Origin of the sequence: Cyanobacterium sp. uoEpiScrs1 (genome assembly GCF_947331815.1) — a bacterium.
Classification (GTDB): Bacteria; Cyanobacteriota; Cyanobacteriia; order Cyanobacteriales; family Microcystaceae; genus Rippkaea.
In genome coordinates, this window is record NZ_OX373462.1 from 792,391 (window position 1) to 814,366 (window position 21,976).

Below are 21,976 nucleotides of genomic sequence, written 5' to 3' on the forward strand. Positions count from 1 at the left end.
ATGTTTAGAAGTATGTAAAATTTGTTATTATCTATCGCGGGACACATAATAACGTGATAGTTTCGTAGAACGGTCAATCAACCAAATCATATAGCTCAATTTTAGGAAGGTATCTTGAAAGTGGAAACGACTTCAATCAATACAGAGTCCATGCAGGAAAACATACAGGATTACGTGGCTCAACTGCAACTCTACATGGCATTACATGCTCGTAATCTTGTTCCCTCTTTAACCCAAGTTAAAGATCCTCGCCACCAACTATTCCAAGAAACCCAGGCAACTATTGAAAAGTTAGCATCTCGTCAAACTCGTTAATATCTTACTCTTTTATTTATTAAAAAAGACCTTCACTGTCATCTAATTTACATGGATGATAGTGGGGGTGTCATGTGAGTTAAAAAATAACTTTAAACCATGTCCTTAGCCCAAATAAAAATTGTTTTAGTTGAACCTGCTGGACCGTTGAATGTGGGATCAGTAGCGCGAGTTATGAAAAACATGGGATTACAACAGCTTATTTTAGTTCGTCCGAACTGTGATCCTTTGGGTCCGGAGGCACGATTGATGGCTGTTCATGGACTGGACATTTTAAGAAAAGTTCAGAAAGTAGGCAGTTTATCTGAAGCATTGCAAGGATGTCAGGAAATAATAGCTACAACAGCCCGCCCTCGTAGCCTTCTGACTCCCTTAGAAACTCCCCATCAAGCTCTCCCTGGGCTATTAGCCTCTAACTTCCCCAGTGCCTTAATTTTTGGACCAGAAGATCGAGGATTAAGTAATGAGGAACTTAATTATGCCCAACGTTTTATCTGTATTCCGACTAACCAAGCTTATCCATCTTTAAATCTTGCCCAATCCGTTACTATCTGCGCCTATGAACTCTACCAAGCTGCTCAAATTCCGAGAGAATTACCTTCAACTTCGCCTAAAAAACTAGCATCTTTTGATATAGTTGAAGGTTATTATCAACACCTCGAAACAGTTTTGTTAAAGATTGGTTATCTTTTTCCCCATACGGCTAAGGCTAAAATGAAAAAACTCCGCCGCCTTTATAACCGCTCAAAGTTAAGTGCCGAGGAAGTAGCTTTACTGCGAGGAGTTCTTGGACATATCAATTCTATATGGCAACATTTACACGACAATTACAGTCACAAAAATTAATCATCATGATTCATGATTAAAATTAATTGGCGTCGCAAGCGTTATTTTAACTTATTCCTTTTAACGGATATATATTGCAAGGATTCCTAAACTATGTCCCGTCGAATGATTAATTCTTCCTATAATCCTCAAAATAGTGTAAATAACAATAACTATTCAGGTCATTCGACTGATGGCAAGAGTACTTCTCGTCGTCAACATATAAATAGTATTTCCAGGATGGGACGTCCAACTAAACAACTTTCTCGCCAAAGTCAAAGGAAATCAACTCCAATAGTTTCTACTAGACTTCCTGATCGACGCAGGAAAAAGTCTTCTCCCAATTTGATGAACGTCGTATTTCTCTATATTCTGCGTTTAGGTATTATGGGAGTGGGAGTAAGTGCAATTGTTGGAACGATTTTAACTGTATTCGACCCCACTGGTTTGTTCGCTGCCTACTTTAATTCTTCCAAATCTACTACTTCTGAACAATCTGTGCAGTCTGAAAAAAAAATCCCTACAAAGACTGTTAATAATACAACAACTATTCCTCTAGGAAAAGAATTAATTAATCTCAAAACTAAGTTAGAAAAAATAGCCAGCCAAGAGAAATACATTAAAGTCAGTCCTCGGGGTTGGTTTATTGATTTGGATAACGGGAATTATGTAAATTTAAATGGAGAGAATTACCTTTCTGCTGCTAGTACAATTAAAATTCCTGTCCTTGTTGCTTTTTTTGAAGAAGTAGATGCTGGAAGAATCTATCTAGACGAAATGTTAACCATGGACAAGGAAATTATCACTGGAGGATCAGGAAGTATGCAATATCAGAAACCTGGAACTAAGTTCAGTGCGTTAGAAACTGCAACTAAAATGATTGTTATCAGTGATAATACAGCCACGGATATGTTAATCCGTCGTCTGGGAGGCAAAGAAATTCTTAATAAACGTTTTAAAGAATGGGGGTTAACCAAGACGGAAATTAATAATCGTTTGCCGGATTTAGAAGGGACCAATATCACTAGTCCTAAAGATCTAGTCAAATTATTGGTTCGCGTTGAACGTGGAGATCTATTGACAGTACGATCACGTGATCGCATGTTAGGAATTATGAAAAAAACACGCACTAAAACCTTATTACCCCAAGGATTAGAACGGGACGCGATTATTTCTCATAAAACAGGGGACATTGGTACAATTTTGGGGGATGCTGGTATCATTGATATTCCTACAGGTAAGCGTTATATTGGAGCTGTCTTTGCGGAACGTTCCTATAATGATGTCATGGGGAGAATGATTATTCAAGATTTCTCTCACACAGTTTATCAACATTTTAAATGGTATAAACCTAATCAAAGTATTAAGCATGAAAAACCGGTTCAATCGGTTCAAGAGGCTACTGTCGAGACCGAACACTGACGAAATTGATAATATGTGCAAAATCTGCTACGAGTTTGTTTCAGTATAAGTCTAAAAATTGCTATTATCTAACTCGAAGATCTCTCAATTCTTATAAAGAAGTAATTTTCATCGCCTAGGAAGAAGCTGAGCTAATCAGTCTAATTTGCTTTGCTCATCCGCATCTATTCCTTATTCTCTTGATGATCAATAATTTTATCTTCAATAATTCCGGCACTTGACTCTTCCAGGCGATGGAGACGAATTTGCAATAAGCGAGGTGGTTCAACCATGATCACTGTAAATTCCAAATTGCCATAGAATAAAGTTTCCCCTACAGAAGGAATTTTTTGCCATTGATAGAGTAAGAATCCTCCCAAAGTTTGATATTCATCTGTTAGCGGTAAGTCTAGGTCTAAAACTTTATTAAGTTCTTCAAGATTGATTTGAGCTTTCACTAGAAACGTTTGAGCATCCAACATTTGTAGGGAAATGTCTTCCATCCTGGTTTCTTCTAAATCATTATCAAGAATTTCCGCAATTAGATCTTGAAGAGTAATTAATCCAGAGGTTCCTCCAAACTCATCCACAACAATCACTATCTTTAACTGAGATCTCTGCATCACAGTTAACAATTCATCCAATGGCATAGATTCAGAGACAAATTTAATTGGTTTTAGCCAACGAGACAAAGAAGATTCCTTTGTTAATTCTCCTTTAGCTAACGGAGGTGCTAAATCTTTAAAATCAATGAAGCCTAATATATCATCAAGAGAATCTCCTTTAACTGGATAACGAGAATGACCGGTAATAGCGACCTCTTCGAGTAAATCACCGAAAGTTGCCTCCTCAGAAATGGCAATTAACTGAGTACGGGGAACCATTACCTCAACAGCCATTACTTCACCAAATTCAAACACATTTTTCAGTAGTGCTCTTTCTTTAGCCTCTAAACCAGTTGATTCTCCTTCGGTAGCAATAATCAATTGAAGTTCTTCTGGAGTAACTTGATTGTATCGTGTATCTCCCATGTATTTAATTCCAACACTGCATAATAGATAGCGAGTTGATTGATTTAAAATCCAGATAAAAGGATTAAAAATCTGGGCAATTACCCCAATGGGAGGACCAAAAAATCGAGCTAACTTCTCTGAATAAATCAAAGCAACAGATTTAGGACAGAGTTCTCCTAGCACGATTTGTAAATAAGCAACTAGCAGAAAAGCAACTGGGACAACAAGACTATAGGATAAGGACTGGGTCAATTTAGGAGTAAAAGGCAGATTTCTCAAAAGAGGATTAACCAGAACTGCCATGGTTCCTTCTCCAATCCAACCGAGAGCTAAACTAGAAAGAGTAATACCTAATTGAGTGGTTGACAGAAGACGATCAATACTACGTTGTAAGGATTGGACGGTTTGAGCTTGAAGATCACCAGCTTCTACTAATTGACTAATACGTGACCGTCGTACCGATACCATGGCAAATTCGGCAGTGACAAAAAAGGCATTAATGGCAATCAATAATAAGACTAATAAAAGACGTAGTAAGATTTCACTAAAACTCAAACTATCCATTGAAAAATAAAACTTTTAATCATTTTTAAGAACCTCGAAACTTTGCAAATCAAGTCTTTTGTTGTTTAAATCCAGCAATTTCTAATTTTGAATTAACCATAAAGCTTTAAGACTTTTTAGGATGAAACAACTCTATCATAGATCTTAAAAATCAATTTATATCATTAGATCAATATAGTTAATGCTCATTAATGTCATAATTTATGATGTATTATAAACTTATTTAAGAATCGTTTAACTCCCGATCTATATCTTTGACAGACTTGAATACTATTAAATACTAGAAACTGTAGTAGAGGAAAGAAAAAGTTCATTAAATTGCAAAAAGATAATCGCATAAGAGATTTACTCTTAAAAAGTCTCCTTAGTCATTGTCTTCATTGTTAGAAAAGAAAGTGTTGAGAAAACTTTTTTAGGGTATATCATTGTTCTTATATTAACTGGACGGAGATTATACCGATTATTGATATCATCTTTACTGCATGATAAAAGAGTTATTAACAACGTCGTCTTAAAAAATTTTTACAGTCTTCAATAAAACCATAATTTAACAAATCAGATTTTACTTTACAGTTGTTTGTAGTCAACCTAAACACGACTTTGATATCTAACAAGGATAGAATTTGAGGAGCAGTAGGGTCAACAGTTGTCGAGCCCTACTTTCTACTTAGATAAACAATAGAACTAGGCTTATCTTGCTTAATATTTAAACAGGGATAATCTGTTCCAATAGTGTTCTTGACTGAAAAAAAATTAACCTAGCATTGCAGGATTATAATCTTCGATGTTGATAGTGACAGGATTAACATCCCAAATTTCTCTGCAATATTCTCTGATTGTGCGATCGCTGGAAAACTTACCCATTCTTGCAGAATTAAGAATAGACATATCTGTCCATTTTTCATAATCACGATAAGCATGGCTAACGGCTTCTTGGGCATCAATATAAGATTGATAATCAGCCATCAACATATAAGGATCATGAGACATCAAAGGACCAACAATGGGGTGGAACAATTCCCCATTTCCATGACTAAAGTAGCCACTGGCAATACGATCAATCACACCCTGTAATTCTTCATTGTTATGATAATAATCCATAGGATTATATCCATTGGCCTTCAGTTCGTAAACCTCTTCAGCTGTTAAGCCAAACAAAAAGAAGTTTTCAGCCCCAGCTGCTTCACGAATTTCGATATTTGCTCCATCTAAAGTTCCAATGGTTAATGCTCCATTCATAGCAAATTTCATGTTACCAGTCCCAGAAGCTTCTTTACCGGCAGTAGAAACCTGTTCAGACAAATCGGCAGCTGGATAAATCCGTTGCCCCAAAGAAACGTTGAAGTTAGGCAAGAAGACAACTTTTAATCGTCCTCGAACGTCGGGATCTTTATTAACAACTTCGGCAACAGCGTTAACTAATTTAATAACTAACTTAGCTAAAAAGTAGCCAGGAGCAGCTTTACCACCAAAAATAAAAGTTCTAGGTAGAATATCAATGTGAGGGTTCTGTTTAATGCGATTGTATAAGGTAATGATATGTAGAACCATTAAATGTTGCCGCTTGTACTCATGAATTCGCTTAACCTGAACATCGAATAGAGAATTAGGATCAACTTGAATATTTCTGTGTTTAAGGATATAAGTCGCTAAGCTACGTTTATTGTTTTGTTTAATTTCACGCCAACGATGACGAAAGTCAGGATCATGAACAACAGCCTCTATATTGCGCATTTCATCCAAATTCTTAAGCCAACCATCCCCAATTTTTTCATTGATTAAAGTAGCTAGTTCTGGATTAGATAATAAAATCCAACGGCGTGGTGTCACACCGTTGGTTTTGTTATAAAACTTCTCAGGCCATAGCTTAGCAAAATCCTTGAGGGTATCTTTTTTCAAAAGTTCCGTATGTAAAGCTGCTACCCCATTAATTGCATGAGAACCAACACAAGCTAAATTAGCCATGCGAATTAGCTTTTCCTCTCGTTCTTCGACTAAGGATAGGCTAGATATCAACTGCTCATCTCCTGGGAACCAGGTTCTTACATCTTCAAGGAAACGATGGTTGATTTCGTAAATAATTTCTAGATGCCGGGGGAGAAGACTAGCAAATAATCCTGCAGGCCAACGCTCTAAAGCTTCTGGCAATAAGGTATGATTAGTGTAAGCGAGAGTTTTTTGCGTTATGTCCCAGGCTTTCTCCCAAGGATAATTATGTTTATCAACTAATAACCGCATCAATTCAGCAACGGACACTGCAGGATGAGTATCGTTAAGTTGGACTGCAACCTTTTCATGAAAATCATCTAGACTTTTGTGAGTTCTTAGGTGAATACGAATTAGATCCTGTAAGGAAGCAGAAACAAAAAAGTATTGCTGCGCCAAACGTAATTGTCGTCCCGCAGGTGTATTATCGTTAGGGTAGAGAACCTTAGAAATGGTCTCTGCATCCATTTTCTCTGCTACTGCTTGGTCATATTGTCCAGCGTTGAAGGCATCAAAATTAAAGGCTTCACTGGCTTCTGCCTTCCACAAACGTAGCGGGTTGACAGTATTAGTCTGATAGCCCGGAACTGGTGTATCATAGGGAACAGCAAGGATAGTACGGGATGGAATCCATACCATTCTCATGTTACCTGCCTCATCGTGGACCATTTCGGTATGCCCCCCTAATTTAACCTCTACGCTTTCGGTGGGATGGGGTAATTCCCAAGGGTTACCAAATCGTAGCCAGTTATCAGGAATTTCTGCTTGCCATCCATCTCTGAGAGTTTGATGGAAAATTCCGAATTCGTAACGTATACCATAGCCGATAGCTGGAATTTCTAGAGAAGCAAGAGAATCGAGAAAACATGCAGCTAAACGACCTAAACCTCCATTACCTAGTCCAGGATCTGGTTCTTGTTCGATAATTTCGTCAAAGTCCAGACCTAATTCTTCGACTATTTGACGCATCTTGTCGTATATGTCTAAATTGATTAGGTTGTTTCCTAGGTGACGACCCATAAGGAATTCGGCAGAAAGATAAGATACAATTTTTACTTTTTCTTTTTTATAGGTTTCTATAGTTTTAAGGAAGCGATGCAGAAGGCGATCACGAACAGTATAAGCAATAGCTACATAATAGTTATACAAAGAGGCATTGGAGCGATCAATGCCTTGGAGGTAGAAAAGATTGTCTAGGAAAGCACGTTTCAGTGTTTCCGCACTCATTCCAGTGCGATCATCTTCCACTTTAATATTCGATTGAGGGGTAAAAGTATCCATATGAAAGTTGTAATTTTTCTCCGTGCATTGATCATCCTGTCAAACTGAATCAGGATAATGCTGATAAAGATTAAGTAATTACTAGCCAGCATAAGCGATTATTCTTGAAACTACAGTTTTTTAGTTAAGTTTTGCTAACAAACTTATTCAAAATTAATTGCTTTAAATAAGTAAATGATATACGTTAGGGTTGGTATATAATATTTTTTTATTTTTATAAATTTATTCAAAACATCAAACAATCTGCTCGGTTCAATATTAATGAATTAAATAACTATTACCTATAAAACTTTACTTTGAGAAAAAGCAAGAAAAAAACTGATAATCAATGTACTTATTCTATCTAGATATCAATATGGTTGCGAAACTACTCAATATGTTTTTAGTGAGTTAACAATTAAGTTATATGAATAAAAGTAAACACTATTTTATTGCAACTAATGATATAAATCATACGTCAAAAAATAAAGGGTATCAAAATTGTTCTTAAAATCTTGATAATATTAACCGTCATTGGTATAGTCTTAATTTAAATTTATTAAACCTAAAAAATAATAGTAGAAAAACATCAAGTAAATTAAAAATATTTTTTATATTTAATCTTTTAAAAATTGCTTATCAATCCAGTTTGTAAAGCGTTTACAAGCAAAATACAAAATAAATATATATAGTATACTCATTAATTTTTTTATATTTATAGTTTTGTGCTAAACAAAAACATTTTAGTTTACTTAACAAAAAAGACTATGAACTAATTTAGGAACATTAATTAATTTTAAGTAAACTAATTGAAATAAAATTTAAAATAAAACAATAAAAAGTAAAATAGTTATATATATCTGTCAAACAAAGTTGTTGTTTAACATAGTATTTTTTAAACAACAACTTATGATTCCTCTAAAATCTTAATATTTTTTACCCATTATAACAACATAATTATTCTTTTTTAAAAAGTTGGTTTTAATATTAAATAGTTTTTTAATTTATTATTTTATAGCTTTAATTTTATAAAATTAATCCTAGTTTTTTAGTGATTAAAAATTAATTAATGATATATTAAAACATAAAAAGTAGATTTTTAACTCTAAGACAATTCTTAGTAAGTAACTGATTTCGTATTGATATACTTTTGTTGATAAAGTAAAATTTATATTGCTTATTCACTATCTTATTTCTAAGGTATTCTGTTCTAAACTATATTAGTATTTATTTAAAATAAATTTAATTATCCAGTATTGCACTCTATTGTTACCTGACCACAATTATAAAATAAGAATAATTTAACTTAGGACCTCGGATAGATAGTCTGCCGTCGATTCTACTAAGGGAATTGTATTCTCGTAGACCATACGAGTTGGACCAATAACACCAACACTTCCTACTGGAACATCTTTTTGTTTATAGACAGCGGAGATTAAAGTACAAGGATGCATTGACTCCAGGGGGTTTTCTGAACCAATTCTAATTGTAACTCGTTGAGTTGTTAAAGATTTAACTTTAGGAACTTCAAAAATTAATGGCAATAGCTGATCTTGCTGTTCTTCTAATAAATAGAGAAGTGTTTGCACTTGTTTTAATTGAGAAAATTCTGGTTGATGTAATACTTCTGAAAATCCACGTATTATGATTGGAGTCGAAATAGATGATTTTAAATGATTTGATATCTGTTGTAATAGAGTTTTGAAAAAATCTGCATAATGAATAAGTTTCTTGTCAAGACTACGCCAATTTAAAGCTACTAAATCCAACAAACTTTTATTTCTTAAATGACTATTTAAAAAATTAGAGATAACTTGCAACTCTTGTGCTAGTAAATTTTCATCATTAAGCTCTTCAATGAGGATAGCTTTTGGAACATCAATTAAAATAGATTGAGTTTGATAACTATCTGTAACAATTATTAAAATAACTTGGTTTAATGAAGCAGGTATTAACTGTAAATGACGTAATCGATTTAGAGAACTTTGTGGAAGTGTGATTAAGGCAATATAGCCACTAAAATTCGCTAGAATTTGAGTTGATCTCTGTAATAGCATTTCACAGTTAAATATCTTTTTTTGTAATTTTTCATTTAAATATTTTTCAATTTTTTGCCGTATATAGTTGTCGGGTGTAATTAAATCGTCAACGTAGATTCGATAACCACAGTCAGAAGGAATCCTCCCGGCAGAAGTGTGGGGTTGATATAGAAAACCAGCCCTTTCTAATTTTCCTAAAGCTTTTCTAATGGTAGCCGAACTTACACTCAGATTATATTCTTGAACTAATGTTTCTGAGCCTACCGGTTCAGCAGTAGCAATGTAATGTTGAATTGTTCTTCGTAGAATGTTTTGATAACGTTTAGTTAAAGTGGATTTAACGGTCATAATGGTAAAAACTAAAATTTGATTAAAGCACTTATAGAAACTAAAAAGTGTAAAGCTCTCCCAGTATCGTAAATTATTATAAGAATCCACTATAATAAAATAGTTCTGCTAAACAGTAATTTTTATACTGAACATTCACGAAAAAATTCTGTTGAGCGGGGATTGTAATTTTATAAAAATTTAGTTTCTATAAACAAAGAACTTTTGGGGGTACAGAACAAAAACATAATAAGAAGTTTCGAATTTATGAGCTACTGATTGATAATACTCAGTCCAGACAATACATCAAATAAAAATACTTTCAATGGCATTTAACTCATAATAATTATGCCAAAGTATTAGTAACGGGGAATGGTTGGATCAACATGGAGAGCATAAGCATCAATGCCACCAATAATATTTTTAACATTAGTGAAACCATTATTCAGTAGCCAGTGGCACATTTGAGCTGAACGTATACCATGATGACAAATAACAAAAGTTTCCATATTGGGATTTAAGTCTGTTGTTATTTTATCCGACCATAGCTCAAATTCACTTAGAGAAAGTACTCTGAAACCATCAATATTGGCAATCATAACTTCATGTAGCTCTCGGACATCTATTAGTTGTAATTTATTATTGGGTTGAGCCAGTCGTTCAGCTAGTTCTATGACAGTGATTTGAGAAATATATAAATTTTGAGACATATAGTACTAAAAAAATTATTTGATGGTCTATCATAACAATTGTGAGAATAAAGGGTAAAAATACTTTGGGATGTTTAGCTCAAGATTAGGGTTTTCTTAAAAATTTTGTCCTCAAATGACGACTACAATCAAGAGTAATCATTAATCACAAACGATGAATTATTGTGAAGCTTCGTTCTTTTTTCATCATTCTAGCTATTAGTGTCCTCATTCTTTTATCTGGGGCTATCAGCAGTCTGTATTGGATTCTCGGACAAAGCCCCCTTGAGCTCGTATCAGGAGGCATTTTCAAAGAACCCATCACTGCGGTTTTTGTACCGAAACAAGCTCCATTCATGGTATCGTTGCTCGTCAATCCTGACCGTCTAGAATCCTTAGCCCAGTATATTGCTTTTCCTCATAATAGACGTCGGTCGCATCGGGAATTCCTTTCCATTGAAAAGCAACTTTTGTCTAAGACAGGGCTCGATTATCAAACTCAGATTCGACCTTGGTTAGGAGAAGAAATTACCTTAGCTGTAACTTCTCTAGATTTTGATCACAACCCAGGTAATGGAATTCAACCTGGTTACTTATTAGCTGTGACTACTAAAGATAAAGAATCGGCAAAAGTATTCCTTCAGAGTTCCTATTCCAAAGAGATAATATCTGGTACCTCGGATCTAATTTTTGAATCCTATAAAGGGGTCAATTTAATCTATCAACGTCATCATGATAGCTCTGTTAATGCTCGTTTTTCTGCCACGGCAATCCTCGACAATCTAGTGTTATTTGCCAATGATCCCAAAATATTGAGAGATGCTATCAATAATGTTCAAGTTAAAACATCAAATCTGAGAAATTATCCTAACTATCAAAAAGCCTTAAAAACAATTACCGAACCTCATATCGGTATCATTTATGCTAATTTTCCAGCCCTATCTGCTTGGTTCGGTAATTTACCCATCCCTGAAATTCCTGAAATAACTCAGACCTTGACAGTTGCTTTTTCTGTCAAATCCGAAGGGCTAGTTGCCCAGACAGCACTGATCGGAGGGGCAGAACAGGGAGAAGAACCTCCAGCCTTATCCCAACCCGTAGGTGCATTAGCCTATATACCCGTTAATAGCATCTTAACAGCTGCGGGAACTGACTTGAACCAATTATGGAATCAAATTGAGACAGGATTGGCTAAGGAAAGTCCCCTACAACAGTTATTAAATCGTATTCTAATCTCTGTTCAAGACCATTTAGGGCTAAATTTATCTGAAAGAGTGTTTCCGTCTATTCAAGGAGAATTTAGCTTAGCCATTATCCCCAATGTGGATAATAGTGAACTCGACGCGATTTTTGTTGCTAAAAAAATACCAGATATTAATTTTTCCGGTTGGGTGGACAACTTTGATCAGTTAGCACAGAAAAGGGGGTATAGCGTGGGAAAATTGCCACTACGGGACAATACTGTGACTGTTTGGACAGAACTTAGCACAATAACTAGAAATAATGGCAATTTGACTTCTTTGGACGCGAGAGTTAGTGGTGTTCATACAGATGTAGACGATTATGTGGTTTTCGCCACTTCAGTAGACGCTATGTCTCAGGCTCTGTCGACATCACAAATATCTTTAATTCGTAGTAATAAATTACAACAAGCTGTTGAAGCATTAAACCCAGAAAATGATGGTTATTTTTATTTGGATTGGAGTCAAGGAAAAAAAATATTAGAACAAAAATTTCCGATTATTAAGGTGCTTGAATTATCTATTAAACCTTTATTAGATAATGTACAGTCTCTCACAGTAAGTAGTCAAGGAAAAGAAAATGGTGTTCGCCGTGCAACTATTTTTCTGAATGTAGGAGTTCCTTAAGTTATTTAATTAAATAGTTATTTTTGAAGGTACAACATGTTAGTCTTTATCTGGAATCTTATCTTTATGTAATAATTGACATCTTATATTACAGTAATAACCTTTTAAGATTTTATAAATTATTCAAAACTAAAAAGTTTTTGACTTAACTAATTTAATAAATCTAAATAGGGACAATATACAGTTGAGAACAAATAACTATTGAATACTAGAACGCATAAAAATTTAGTTAATAATATTTTGTCAAATTATACTTAACTTGGCATTAGCTATCAATTATTACCTCTCCAATTCCTTTTACAACTTGACCAATCTGATAAGCAGTAATTTTTTGGTTTTTAAAGAAACTCAGAGTCAATTCAGCCTTTTGAGATGGCACAATCACCACAAAACCAATTCCCATATTAAACGTTTCAAACAGATTATACTGAGAAATGTGTCCATTCTGAGCGATCCAACTAAAAATCGGGGGAATTTTCCAGTTTTTAGTATTAATGATAGCGGATTGCTCTTTATTTAAACAGCGAGGTAGGTTTTCTGGGAATCCTCCTCCCGTAATATGTGCCATGGCGTGAATCTCTATTCCTAACTTTAATGCTTCAAGAATAGGTTTAACATAGAGCTGGGTGGGGGTTAAGAGAACATCCCCAATGGTTTGTCCCTCAAATGTTTCACATCCATCGCTCCAACTAAAACCATTGCTCTCTAGCACTTTATGGATCAGACTAAAGCCGTTACTATGTACTCCACTACTGGCAAGTCCGATAACGATATCTCCAATCTGAACTTGGGAACCGTCAAGAATCTTATTTTTTTCTACGATTCCTACACAAAATCCTGCCACGTCATATTCTCCGACTTGGTAAAAGCCTGGCATTTCTGCAGTTTCCCCTCCTAGTAAAGCACAATTGCTTGAACGACATCCTTCAACAATTCCCTCGACGACCTGACTAAGTTGTTGAAGATTTAGTTTACCAGTAGCCAAATAGTCTAGAAAAAATAAAGGCTTGGCACCACAGGTTAAGACATCATTAACACACATGGCTACTAAGTCAATACCAATTGTATGATGTCGATTCAATGCTTGGGCTATTTTCAATTTGGTTCCTACACCATCGGTTCCCGAAACCAAGACAGGGTTTTGATAGCCTTGGGGTAACTCGAAGTAGCCCCCAAACCCACCAAGTCCTCCCAAGACTTCCCCCGAATAGGTACTCTCAACTTTTTGGCGAATTTTTTCAACGAATGCTCGTCCTGCTTGTGTGTCTACCCCTGCTTCTCGATAATCCATAGATATCTTATAACGGTTTTTCAAGTTACATCTTAAACTGTATTTATCCACTTATGTTTATTCTTTCTTTTTTAAACTTGGATAATTTATCCAAGTTTAAAAAAGAAAGAATAAACAAATCAACATACTATATTTGTAATAATTTAAGAACATGATACGTTGATTTGTTGACTTTAAAAGCATAAACTAACTTTTACTACAGACAAAAATACTATAGGTTGTTGATATTTACCCTGCTAACCAATCTTTTATAAAAGATAATATTTAGTTGATAAGTATTATTTTAATTCTATTTTTGCAACATCTATAAAAATAAGAATAGCGGAGTGCATAATCCCTTTTGATTGTAATTTTACCTAGTTAGAATATAAGTGTTCTAAAATTGTTTCTTTATATCTCAATATATTATTGATTTACTATGTAGTAATTACTCTGATTTTAAAGTTTCACAAAATAGAGATATTTATCATGATAAATATCTCTGGATATTAATACTAAGCTCTGAGTTAATTGTAGACTAAACTTTATATCTTAAATAGTTATGGACTAATATCAATACTATAGAGCATTTAATTACAGTCTAACTTACTTTTGATTTGGGATAAAAATAGAAAAGAAAAAACTATAAAAATATAAACAAACTCTCAAAAGCATTTATCTTATCATATAAGAAGTTTAACTAGATAAATTATTTTAGATTTCTAAATCTAAATAATTGAAGTTGCATTTATTTTGCTTTAATTATTGTTTCTTATAATGGTTATTTTTATCGCTAAATTTAGTAATAAATTGCGTTTAGATTATTTCTATATTTAAATATATTTTCAAAAATTTTGCAGACTTTTATTTGAGATTTTTTATTATACCTAAGTATAATTTACTTACCAAAAATAAGCTGTAAAAGATGTTTATCTTATAAATAAATGAGTTTTATTAATTCAATATTGTTTCTTCTTTTTAGAGTATTTATTGAGTTATTGTGTAAAATAAATTTATTTAAGTTCAACAAAAAAAATAGTTTATTGTATAAACCAAAAATAGTTTATACAATAAAAGTGTCGGCAATAAAATATTATATTGTCATCTCTTAAAAAGAGATTTTATCTAAGTTTTTAATGCATTAAAAACTTAGATAAAATTATTAACTAGTCAAATACTATATAGAATTTATGAACAATTAATCTAAGATTATAAATATTTAAAAATACTTAAATTTAAATTAAACAGAGACGTTTGTTAGAAGCGTCTTCTCTCAAAACTAATTAACCTAATTATAATCTCTAACTAAATTGTTCTTCTATTTCTAAATCGAATAACATTTGCAGAGATTGAAGACAACGTTTTCGAGCTTCAATATCCTGTTGAGTTCGTAATTGCACCATTGGTTCGTGCAGAATTTTGTTAACTATTCCTCGTGTTAAAGCTTCAATTACTTCTTGGTGTTTCTCAGCAAATTCAGTTCCTAAACGAGATAGAGCTTTTTCTAATTCCTGTTCTCGAATACTTTCTACTTTAGTTCGCAGAGAACTGATGGTGGGAACTGTTTCTAAAGAACGCCACCATAACTCAAAGGCCTTTATTTCTTCTTCAAGGGGTTTTTCAGCTTCTTGTGCCATCTGACGACGGCTTTCATGATTTTGAGCTACTACTGCTTTTAAATCATCCACATTGTATGATTCAATGATATCCATCTCTTGAACATCAGCAGCTACATTTCGGGGAACTGAGATATCCAACAATATTAAGGAGTGATTCGGAGCTAATGCCTTGGTCAGATTTTCCTTACACAAAATCGGTTCTGTTGCTCCTGTGCTCGTAAAAACAATATGGGAAACAGCTACTACTTGCATCGTCTCATTAAGAGATTTTAAGGTAAGGGGCGCTTGAGAAAATTTATTAACTAAGTCTTGAGCACGTCGTTGGGAACGGTTAACAACCGTAATATCTGTTGCCCCTTTAGCTAAAAGATGCTGAACTAACAAACGAGCCATTTTTCCTGCACCAATAATAGTCACTCGACGATTGGCAAAATCTTTAACTTTAGTTTGGGCTAATTCCACCGCTGCAGAACTTATAGAAACAGCTCCAGTTCCGATATTGGTCTCGCTGCGAACCCGTTTCCCAGCAATTATTGCTTGTTTAAAGAGACGATCAAGTAATTGTCCAATGCCTTTATATTTTTTAGCTAATTTATGGGTGGTTTTCACTTGAGCTAAGATTTGTCCTTCTCCTAAAACTAGACTTTCTAAACCCGCAGAAACTCGTAGCAGATGACGTACTGCATCCTGATGGAGCAAAATAAATAAGTATCGTCGTAGAAAATTTAATGGCAAATGACTCACTTCAGATAGAAATTGGTTAATTTCTATTACCCCTTTTTCGGTATCAGTAACCACTGCGTAAATTTCCAAGCGATTGCAAGTGCTAATAATTGCTACTTCGTCGATGTGGAGATAGCTTTTTAAATGGACAATAGCTTCTTCTATTTTGGCTTCTTGAATACTCAACTTTTCGCGGATTTCGAGAGGGGCTGTTTTATGGCTTAAACCCACAACGGCAATATTCATGTGTTCTCCTATAAGGATTCGATCTTGCACTGTTAAGCAATGAAGAATTTAAGTTCTGTTCTCTTTGATTTGGATCATTTATATCTAAGTAGCCACTATAGCTAATATTTATTGAAATAAACCTTATAAAATTTAAAACAGAAACTAAAAGTTTGGAAATTGAGAGCCACGAAAATTTTTACTCAAAAGCCTTACTCTTCTAGACTCCTATATAGGCAATACTCCTAAGCTATAGAATCTAAAATTGGTAACTCTTACGGTCTCTTACTCCTTACATTTTCAACTGAGGCGATTTAGTGAAGATTAATAGACTTAGGTGTGTCAAATAAATGAACAGTATCGATAAAACGGGCTGTTTTAGACTGACTGGAGATAAATAAACTTTGGGTTCTAGCTCCTCCTTGAAATATACGAACCCCTTTCATTAAAACTCCCGGAGTAATTCCACAAGCAGCAAAAAGAACAGTTTCTCCACATGCCAACTCATCAGCATCATAGATCCGATCAGGATCTTCGATGCCCATTTCTTTCAGTCGCATCAGGTTTCCCTCTTTGCTCTCCCCAGTTAAACCAATTTTAACAATTGCGGGATCATAGATTAATTGTCCTTGAAAATGCCCATTTAAACAACGGATAGCTGCAGCGGAGATAACTCCTTCAGGAGCTAATCCAATCCCCATCAAAGCATGGATATTAGTTCCTTGAAAAGCGCAGGAAATAGCGGCAGAAACGTCCCCATCACTGATGAGTTGTACACACGATCCCGCATGGCGAATTTCTTGAATTAATTCTTCGTGACGGGGGCGATCCATAACAACCACAACTAATTCTTCAACGCTGCAATTTAGACATTTGGACAGAATATTAAGATTATCCGTGGCGGACTTATTCAGATCCACATGCCCTTTTGCCACCGGGGGAGCTGCTAACTTTTTCATGTAGAAGTCAGGAGCAGCAAATAATCCACCCTTTTCAGATACAGCGATAACTGCCATAGAACCATTCTGTCCATAAGCAACTAAGTTTGTTCCTTCACAAGGATCAACAGCTATATCAACTTCAAGAAGTTTTTCTGGATTAAATGTCTTAGCATTTTCTCGGGTACATATTCCAACTTCTCCCCCAATGTAGAGTGTGGGAGCTTCATTTCGTTCTCCTTCTCCTATAACAATACGACCGCGCATATGAATTTTATTCATGCGTTCACACATTGCTTCAACAGCAGCATGATCAACGGTGTTTTTGTTACCTTTCCCCACCCATTTATATGAAGCAATTGCTGCTTGTTCAACAACTTCAACAATTTCCAAGCCTAGTGTACTTTCCACAAATTTTTTTCTCCCAACTGTTGATTTAGTTTTCTTTAGCGTTCTACAGACATTAGTCAAAAGTCTATCAGAATGAGAAATATCATCAAGATTTTACCCCTCTAGGAGTTTTGTTACGTTTGATATTGCTATGGGGAACTGGTGAATAAACTTAGATCAATTTAAAATAAAAAAAGTTAAGAAAGAGTGATTTGTAATAGATTGTACTCAGCCAACAATGTTTATTGAACTAATAAAGTAACAAGAAAATAGATCAAGAATTTCAAAATTTAGCCATCTCATGTCTCGTACTATTACCTACAGTCCTGCTTATACTCTTGTTGTTACCTACGAGTGTTTTAATCATTGTACCTATTGCAATTTTAGAATTGCTCCTGGTGAAGATTTGTGGTTAAGTATTCCCAAAGCATGGGAAATTTTACAGTCTCTCCAAGGACAAAATATTTGTGAAATACTCATTATTAGTGGAGAAATTCATCCCCATTCCCCAAAAAGAAAATTGTGGTTACAAAGAATTTATGATTTGTGTCAACTTGCTTTATCGTTAGGCTTTCTACCACATACCAACATTGGTCCATTAAGTCTCACAGAGATGGAAACTCTTAAATCCGTCAATGTATCGATGGGGTTGATGTTAGAACAAATTACTCCTAAATTATTAGAAACCGTTCACCGCCGCGCTCCTAGTAAAGTTCCTCAACTACGTTTACAACAATTAGAATGGACGGGAGAATTAAAAATTCCCTTCACCACAGGACTTTTATTAGGAATTGGAGAAAATTCTAACGATTGGTGGGAAACATTAGGAGCTATAACTCAAATTCATCAAAAATGGGGTCACATTCAAGAAGTAATTCTACAACCTCATAGCCTTGGATATCAACAAGCTTTTTCAACCCCTTCCTTTGATTATTCTCAACTACCAGAGATAATACTCAAGGCAAGGCAAATACTACCTAATACCGTTACTATACAGATTCCTCCTAATTTAATATTAGATCCTTCTTGTTTACTCGATTGTTTGGAAGCAGGAGCTAAAGATCTTGGCGGAATCAGCCAAAAAGACGAAGTTAATCCAAGTTATCCTCATACCCATAGTCAGGGCTTAGTTAAGCTACTTCAATCTCAACAATGGAATTTAGTTCCTCGTCTTCCTGTTTATCCACAATACGATCATTGGTTGTCTTTCCCGTTAAAACAGGCTGTAAGAAACTGGAGAACCCAATTAAAAAGAAATAGCTTACCTTCTGTGACGAGGTAAGCTATTTCTTAAAAACAAATCCTGGCATCGAGCTATTGTCCCGGTGGGCTACCCCACAAGTATCTTGGCCGCTGCCGCGTTTCACAGACGAGTTCGGGATGGAATCGCAGTGGTACCACGGTGCTAGAGACACCAGGAAGTGATTCAGATAGAACAAATACCTTCAAGACTGCAAAAAATGAGAAAGAGTTAAGTGATGATACATTGATGTATTAAGGTCAAGCCCTCGATCTGTTAGTATGTCTCGGCTTCATTCATTACTGAACTTCCACCTAACACCTAATAAACGGGTAGTCTTCCCGTGATCTTACCAGGTTTACCCTGTGAGAGCACTCATCTTGAGGTGGGCTTCCCACTTAGATGCTTTCAGCGGTTATCCGCTCCGCACTTGGCTACCCTGCGTTTACCGTTGGCACGATAACAGGTACACCAGCGGTGCGTCCTTCCCGGTCCTCTCGTACTAAGGAAGGCTCCTCTCAATGCTCTTACGCCTACACCGGATATGGACCGAACTGTCTCACGACGTTCTGAACCCAGCTCACGTACCGCTTTAATGGGCGAACAGCCCAACCCTTGGGACGTACTTCCGCCCCAGGTTGCGATGAGCCGACATCGAGGTGCCAAACCTCCCCGTCGATGTGAACTCTTGGGGGAGATCAGCCTGTTATCCCTAGAGTAACTTTTATCCGTTGAGCGACGGCCCTTCCACTCGGTGCCGTCGGATCACTAAGGCCGACTTTCGTCTCTGCTTGACTTGTAGGTCTCGCAGTCAAGCTCCCTTATGCCTTTGCACTCTTCGGCTGATTTCCAACCAGCCTGAGGGAACCTTTGCGCGCCTCCGTTATCTTTTAGGAGGCGACCGCCCCAGTCAAACTGCCCACCTGAAACTGTTCTTTCCCCGGTTAACGGGTTAAAGTTAGAATTCTAGCCTTCCTAGAGTGGTATCTCACCATTGGCTCCATCTGACCCACAAGCCAGATCTCAAAGCCTCCCACCTATCCTGCGCAAGAAAAGCCCGAACCCAATTCCAGGCTACAGTAAAGCTTCATAGGGTCTTTCTGTCCAAGTGCAGGTAGTCCGTATCTTCACAGACAATCCTATTTCGCCGAGCCTCTCTCCGAGACAGTGCCCAGATCGTTACGCCTTTCGTGCGGGTCGGAACTTACCCGACAAGGAATTTCGCTACCTTAGGACCGTTATAGTTACGGCCGCCGTTCACCGGGGCTTCAGTCGTTAGCTTCGGTTACCCTAACCAACTTCCTTAACCTTCCGGCACTGGGCAGGCGTCAGCCCCCATACTGCGTCTTACGACTTGGCGGAGACCTGTGTTTTTGGTAAACAGTCGCCTGGGCCTCTTCACTGCGACCACCTCTCGGTGGCACCCCTTCTCCCAAAGTTACGGGGTAATTTTGCCGAGTTCCTTAGAGAGAGTTATCTCGCGCCCCTTAGTATTCTCAACCTCCCTACCTGTGTCGGTTTCGGGTACAGGTAATTAGAAATTAACGTGGTTCGGGCTTTTCTGGGAAGCCTGACATCAGTCACTTCCTCTCCGTAGAGAGTCGGACTCGCAACTCAGCTCAGGATGTTTTCTCCATCCCTCAACACCTCGTATACTTACACCGGGAACCATCATCCGGCTGACTTAGCCTTCTCCGTCCCCCGCCACAATTTCTAACCAGTACGGGAATGTTAACCCGTTGTCCATCGACTACGCTCTTCAGCCTCGCCTTAGGTCCTGACTAACCCTCCGCGGACGAGCCTTCCGGAGGAACCCTTAGGGTTTCGGGGTATATGATTCTCACATATATTTTCGCTACTCAAGCCGACATTCTCACTTCTATGCTGTCCACACCTGCTTGCCGCTAGTGCTTCACCCTACATAGAACGCTCCCCTACCACAGTTTCCTGTCCACAGCTTCGGTAGAATACTTAGCCCCGTTCATTTTCGGCGCAGGAGCGCTTGACCAGTGAGCTATTACGCACTCTTTTAAGGGTTGCTGCTTCTAGGCAAACCTCCTGGTTGTCTGTGCACTCCCACCTCCTTTATCACTTAGTATTCATTTGGGGACCTTAGCTGGTGGTCTGGGCTGTTTCCCTTTCGACGATGAAGCTTATCCCCCACCGTCTCACTGGTTGATGCATAATGGGTATTCTGAGTTTATCTCACTTTGGTACCGCTCTCGCAGCCCGCAGCGAAATAGTGCTTTACCCCCCACTATGGTACACAACCGCTGCGCCTAAACGCATTTCGGGGAGAACCAGCTAGCTCCGGGTTCGATTGGCATTTCACCCCTAACCACAGCTCATCCGCTGATTTTTCAACATCAGTCGGTTCGGACCTTCACTTGGTATTACCCAAGCTTCATCCTGGCCATGGTTAGATCACCCGGGTTCGGGTCTACAAATTGTGACTAACGCCCTATTCGGACTCGCTTTCACTTTGGCTTCAGGTATTTCCCTTTAACCTGCCACAACCTGTAAGTCGCCGGCTCATTCTTCAACAGGCACACGGTCAGACGTTGAATCGTCCTCCCATTGCTTGTAGGCTAACGGTTTCATGTTCTATTTCACTCCCCTTACTGGGGTTCTTTTCACCTTTCCCTCGCGGTACTATTTCACTATCGGTCACACAGGAGTATTTAGCCTTACGAAGTGGTCTTCGCTGATTCACACGGGATTCCACGTGCCCCGTGCTACTCGGGATCCAGCTAGGCTGTTTGAGTTTTCAACTACAGGACTTTCACCTTCTTTGGTACAGTATTCAGCTGTTTCATTTAACCGCTACAGTCCACATTGCTGTCCCACAACCCCATCGGCCTAAGCTGATGGTTTAGGCTGTTCCCTTTTCGCTCGCCGCTACTAGGGGAATCGCTTTTGCTTTCTTTTCCTCGGGTTACTAAGATGTTTCAGTTGGCCCGGTTGGCTCGTATCACCCTATATATTCAGGTGGTCGTGTTTAAAGGTTGCCCTATTCGGAGACCTCCGGCTCAATGCTTGTTTCCAGCTCCCCGGAGCGTTTCGTCGGTAACTACGTCCTTCATCGCCTCTGTGTGCCTAGGTATCCACCGTTAGCCCTTTGTAGCTTGACCATATAATTGATCATCACTTGGACTTTTGGTCATAACCTTACGTATAACGTAGAGTCATAACCGCTTTCTCATTTTTATGCAGTTTTCAAGGTACTTTACTGGACTTTAACCATCCAGCAGTCTGTCTTACCCTAAAAAAGTAAGACTCGGTGC

The 21,976-nt window shown here is 37.0% G+C and carries 12 protein-coding genes and 2 rRNA genes; 5 read left to right on the plus strand and 9 right to left on the minus strand.

What is annotated here, in order from left to right; all coding sequences use genetic code 11:
* Window positions 1-120 precede the first annotated feature (120 nt).
* The 3 genes from OXU93_RS02760 (at window position 121) to OXU93_RS02770 (ending at window position 2,562) form a co-directional block, all read left to right on the plus strand.
* The gene (locus tag OXU93_RS02760; protein ID WP_267384893.1) at window positions 121-315 is read left to right on the plus strand and encodes a hypothetical protein; all 195 of its coding nucleotides are present in this window, start codon (window positions 121-123) and stop codon (window positions 313-315) included.
* Window positions 316-414: 99 nt separating this feature from the next.
* On the plus strand, window positions 415-1,161 hold the full coding sequence (locus tag OXU93_RS02765; protein ID WP_267384353.1) for an RNA methyltransferase: 747 nt from the start codon (window positions 415-417) through the stop codon (window positions 1,159-1,161).
* Between the two features lie 93 nt (window positions 1,162-1,254).
* Window positions 1,255-2,562 carry a serine hydrolase gene (locus OXU93_RS02770; RefSeq protein ID WP_267384355.1) on the plus strand — a complete coding sequence of 436 codons (1,308 nt, stop codon included), beginning with the start codon at window positions 1,255-1,257 and terminating at the stop codon, window positions 2,560-2,562.
* A 164-nt stretch (window positions 2,563-2,726) separates the two neighbouring features.
* Here the strand turns inward: OXU93_RS02770 and OXU93_RS02775 are convergent, their stop codons facing one another.
* The 4 genes from OXU93_RS02775 to OXU93_RS02790 all read right to left on the minus strand — a co-directional run bounded on the left by OXU93_RS02775 (window position 2,727) and on the right by OXU93_RS02790 (window position 10,440).
* On the minus strand, window positions 2,727-4,109 hold the full coding sequence (locus OXU93_RS02775; protein ID WP_267384759.1) for a hemolysin family protein: 1,383 nt from the start codon (window positions 4,107-4,109) through the stop codon (window positions 2,727-2,729).
* Window positions 4,110-4,871: 762 nt separating this feature from the next.
* On the minus strand, window positions 4,872-7,385 hold the full coding sequence (locus tag OXU93_RS02780; RefSeq protein ID WP_267384356.1) for a glycogen/starch/alpha-glucan phosphorylase: 2,514 nt from the start codon (window positions 7,383-7,385) through the stop codon (window positions 4,872-4,874).
* Between the two features lie 1,280 nt (window positions 7,386-8,665).
* On the minus strand, window positions 8,666-9,751 hold the full coding sequence (gene hrcA / locus OXU93_RS02785) for a heat-inducible transcriptional repressor HrcA (RefSeq protein WP_267384357.1): 1,086 nt from the start codon (window positions 9,749-9,751) through the stop codon (window positions 8,666-8,668).
* A gap of 338 nt (window positions 9,752-10,089) precedes the next feature.
* A complete protein-coding gene (locus tag OXU93_RS02790; RefSeq protein ID WP_267384358.1) occupies window positions 10,090-10,440 on the minus strand; it encodes a rhodanese-like domain-containing protein in 351 nt (116 codons plus the stop codon).
* A 164-nt stretch (window positions 10,441-10,604) separates the two neighbouring features.
* On the opposite strand from OXU93_RS02790, the gene OXU93_RS02795 reads away from it, so the two are divergent.
* Window positions 10,605-12,287, plus strand: coding sequence for a DUF3352 domain-containing protein (locus OXU93_RS02795; protein WP_267384360.1), 1,683 nt, complete (start codon window positions 10,605-10,607; stop codon window positions 12,285-12,287).
* Between the two features lie 265 nt (window positions 12,288-12,552).
* Here OXU93_RS02795 and purM read toward each other — a convergent pair whose 3' ends face one another.
* From purM to glpX, 3 genes are all read right to left on the minus strand, one after another.
* A complete protein-coding gene (gene purM / locus OXU93_RS02800) occupies window positions 12,553-13,578 on the minus strand; it encodes a phosphoribosylformylglycinamidine cyclo-ligase (protein ID WP_267384363.1) in 1,026 nt (341 codons plus the stop codon).
* A gap of 1,280 nt (window positions 13,579-14,858) precedes the next feature.
* Complete coding sequence (locus OXU93_RS02805) at window positions 14,859-16,145, minus strand: glutamyl-tRNA reductase (protein ID WP_267384364.1); 1,287 nt, start codon at window positions 16,143-16,145, stop codon at window positions 14,859-14,861.
* A gap of 293 nt (window positions 16,146-16,438) precedes the next feature.
* Window positions 16,439-17,473 carry a class II fructose-bisphosphatase gene (gene glpX / locus OXU93_RS02810; RefSeq protein ID WP_267384365.1) on the minus strand — a complete coding sequence of 345 codons (1,035 nt, stop codon included), beginning with the start codon at window positions 17,471-17,473 and terminating at the stop codon, window positions 16,439-16,441.
* Window positions 17,474-17,753: 280 nt separating this feature from the next.
* On the opposite strand from glpX, the gene cofG reads away from it, so the two are divergent.
* A complete protein-coding gene (cofG, locus tag OXU93_RS02815; RefSeq protein ID WP_267384366.1) occupies window positions 17,754-18,734 on the plus strand; it encodes a 7,8-didemethyl-8-hydroxy-5-deazariboflavin synthase subunit CofG in 981 nt (326 codons plus the stop codon).
* A gap of 19 nt (window positions 18,735-18,753) precedes the next feature.
* Here the strand turns inward: cofG and rrf are convergent.
* Together rrf and OXU93_RS02825 are read right to left on the minus strand one after the other, a co-directional pair.
* Window positions 18,754-18,871, minus strand: a 5S ribosomal RNA gene (gene rrf, locus OXU93_RS02820).
* Window positions 18,872-18,948: 77 nt separating this feature from the next.
* Window positions 18,949-21,823 (minus strand): 23S ribosomal RNA (locus tag OXU93_RS02825).
* Window positions 21,824-21,976: the final 153 nt, after the last annotated feature.

Bases quoted from the DNA above. Each gene is read 5' to 3' on its own strand.
- OXU93_RS02805 (WP_267384364.1), bottom strand. From the start codon at position 16,145: ATGAATATTGCCGTTGTGGGTTTAAGCCATAAAACAGCCCCTCTCGAA.
- hrcA (WP_267384357.1), bottom strand. From the start codon at position 9,751: ATGACCGTTAAATCCACTTTAACTAAACGTTATCAAAACATTCTACGA.
- OXU93_RS02765 (WP_267384353.1), top strand. From the start codon at position 415: ATGTCCTTAGCCCAAATAAAAATTGTTTTAGTTGAACCTGCTGGACCG.
- OXU93_RS02780 (WP_267384356.1), bottom strand. From the start codon at position 7,385: ATGGATACTTTTACCCCTCAATCGAATATTAAAGTGGAAGATGATCGC.
- OXU93_RS02770 (WP_267384355.1), top strand. From the start codon at position 1,255: ATGTCCCGTCGAATGATTAATTCTTCCTATAATCCTCAAAATAGTGTA.
- purM (WP_267384363.1), bottom strand. From the start codon at position 13,578: ATGGATTATCGAGAAGCAGGGGTAGACACACAAGCAGGACGAGCATTC.
- OXU93_RS02790 (WP_267384358.1), bottom strand. From the start codon at position 10,440: ATGTCTCAAAATTTATATATTTCTCAAATCACTGTCATAGAACTAGCT.
- cofG (WP_267384366.1), top strand. From the start codon at position 17,754: ATGTCTCGTACTATTACCTACAGTCCTGCTTATACTCTTGTTGTTACC.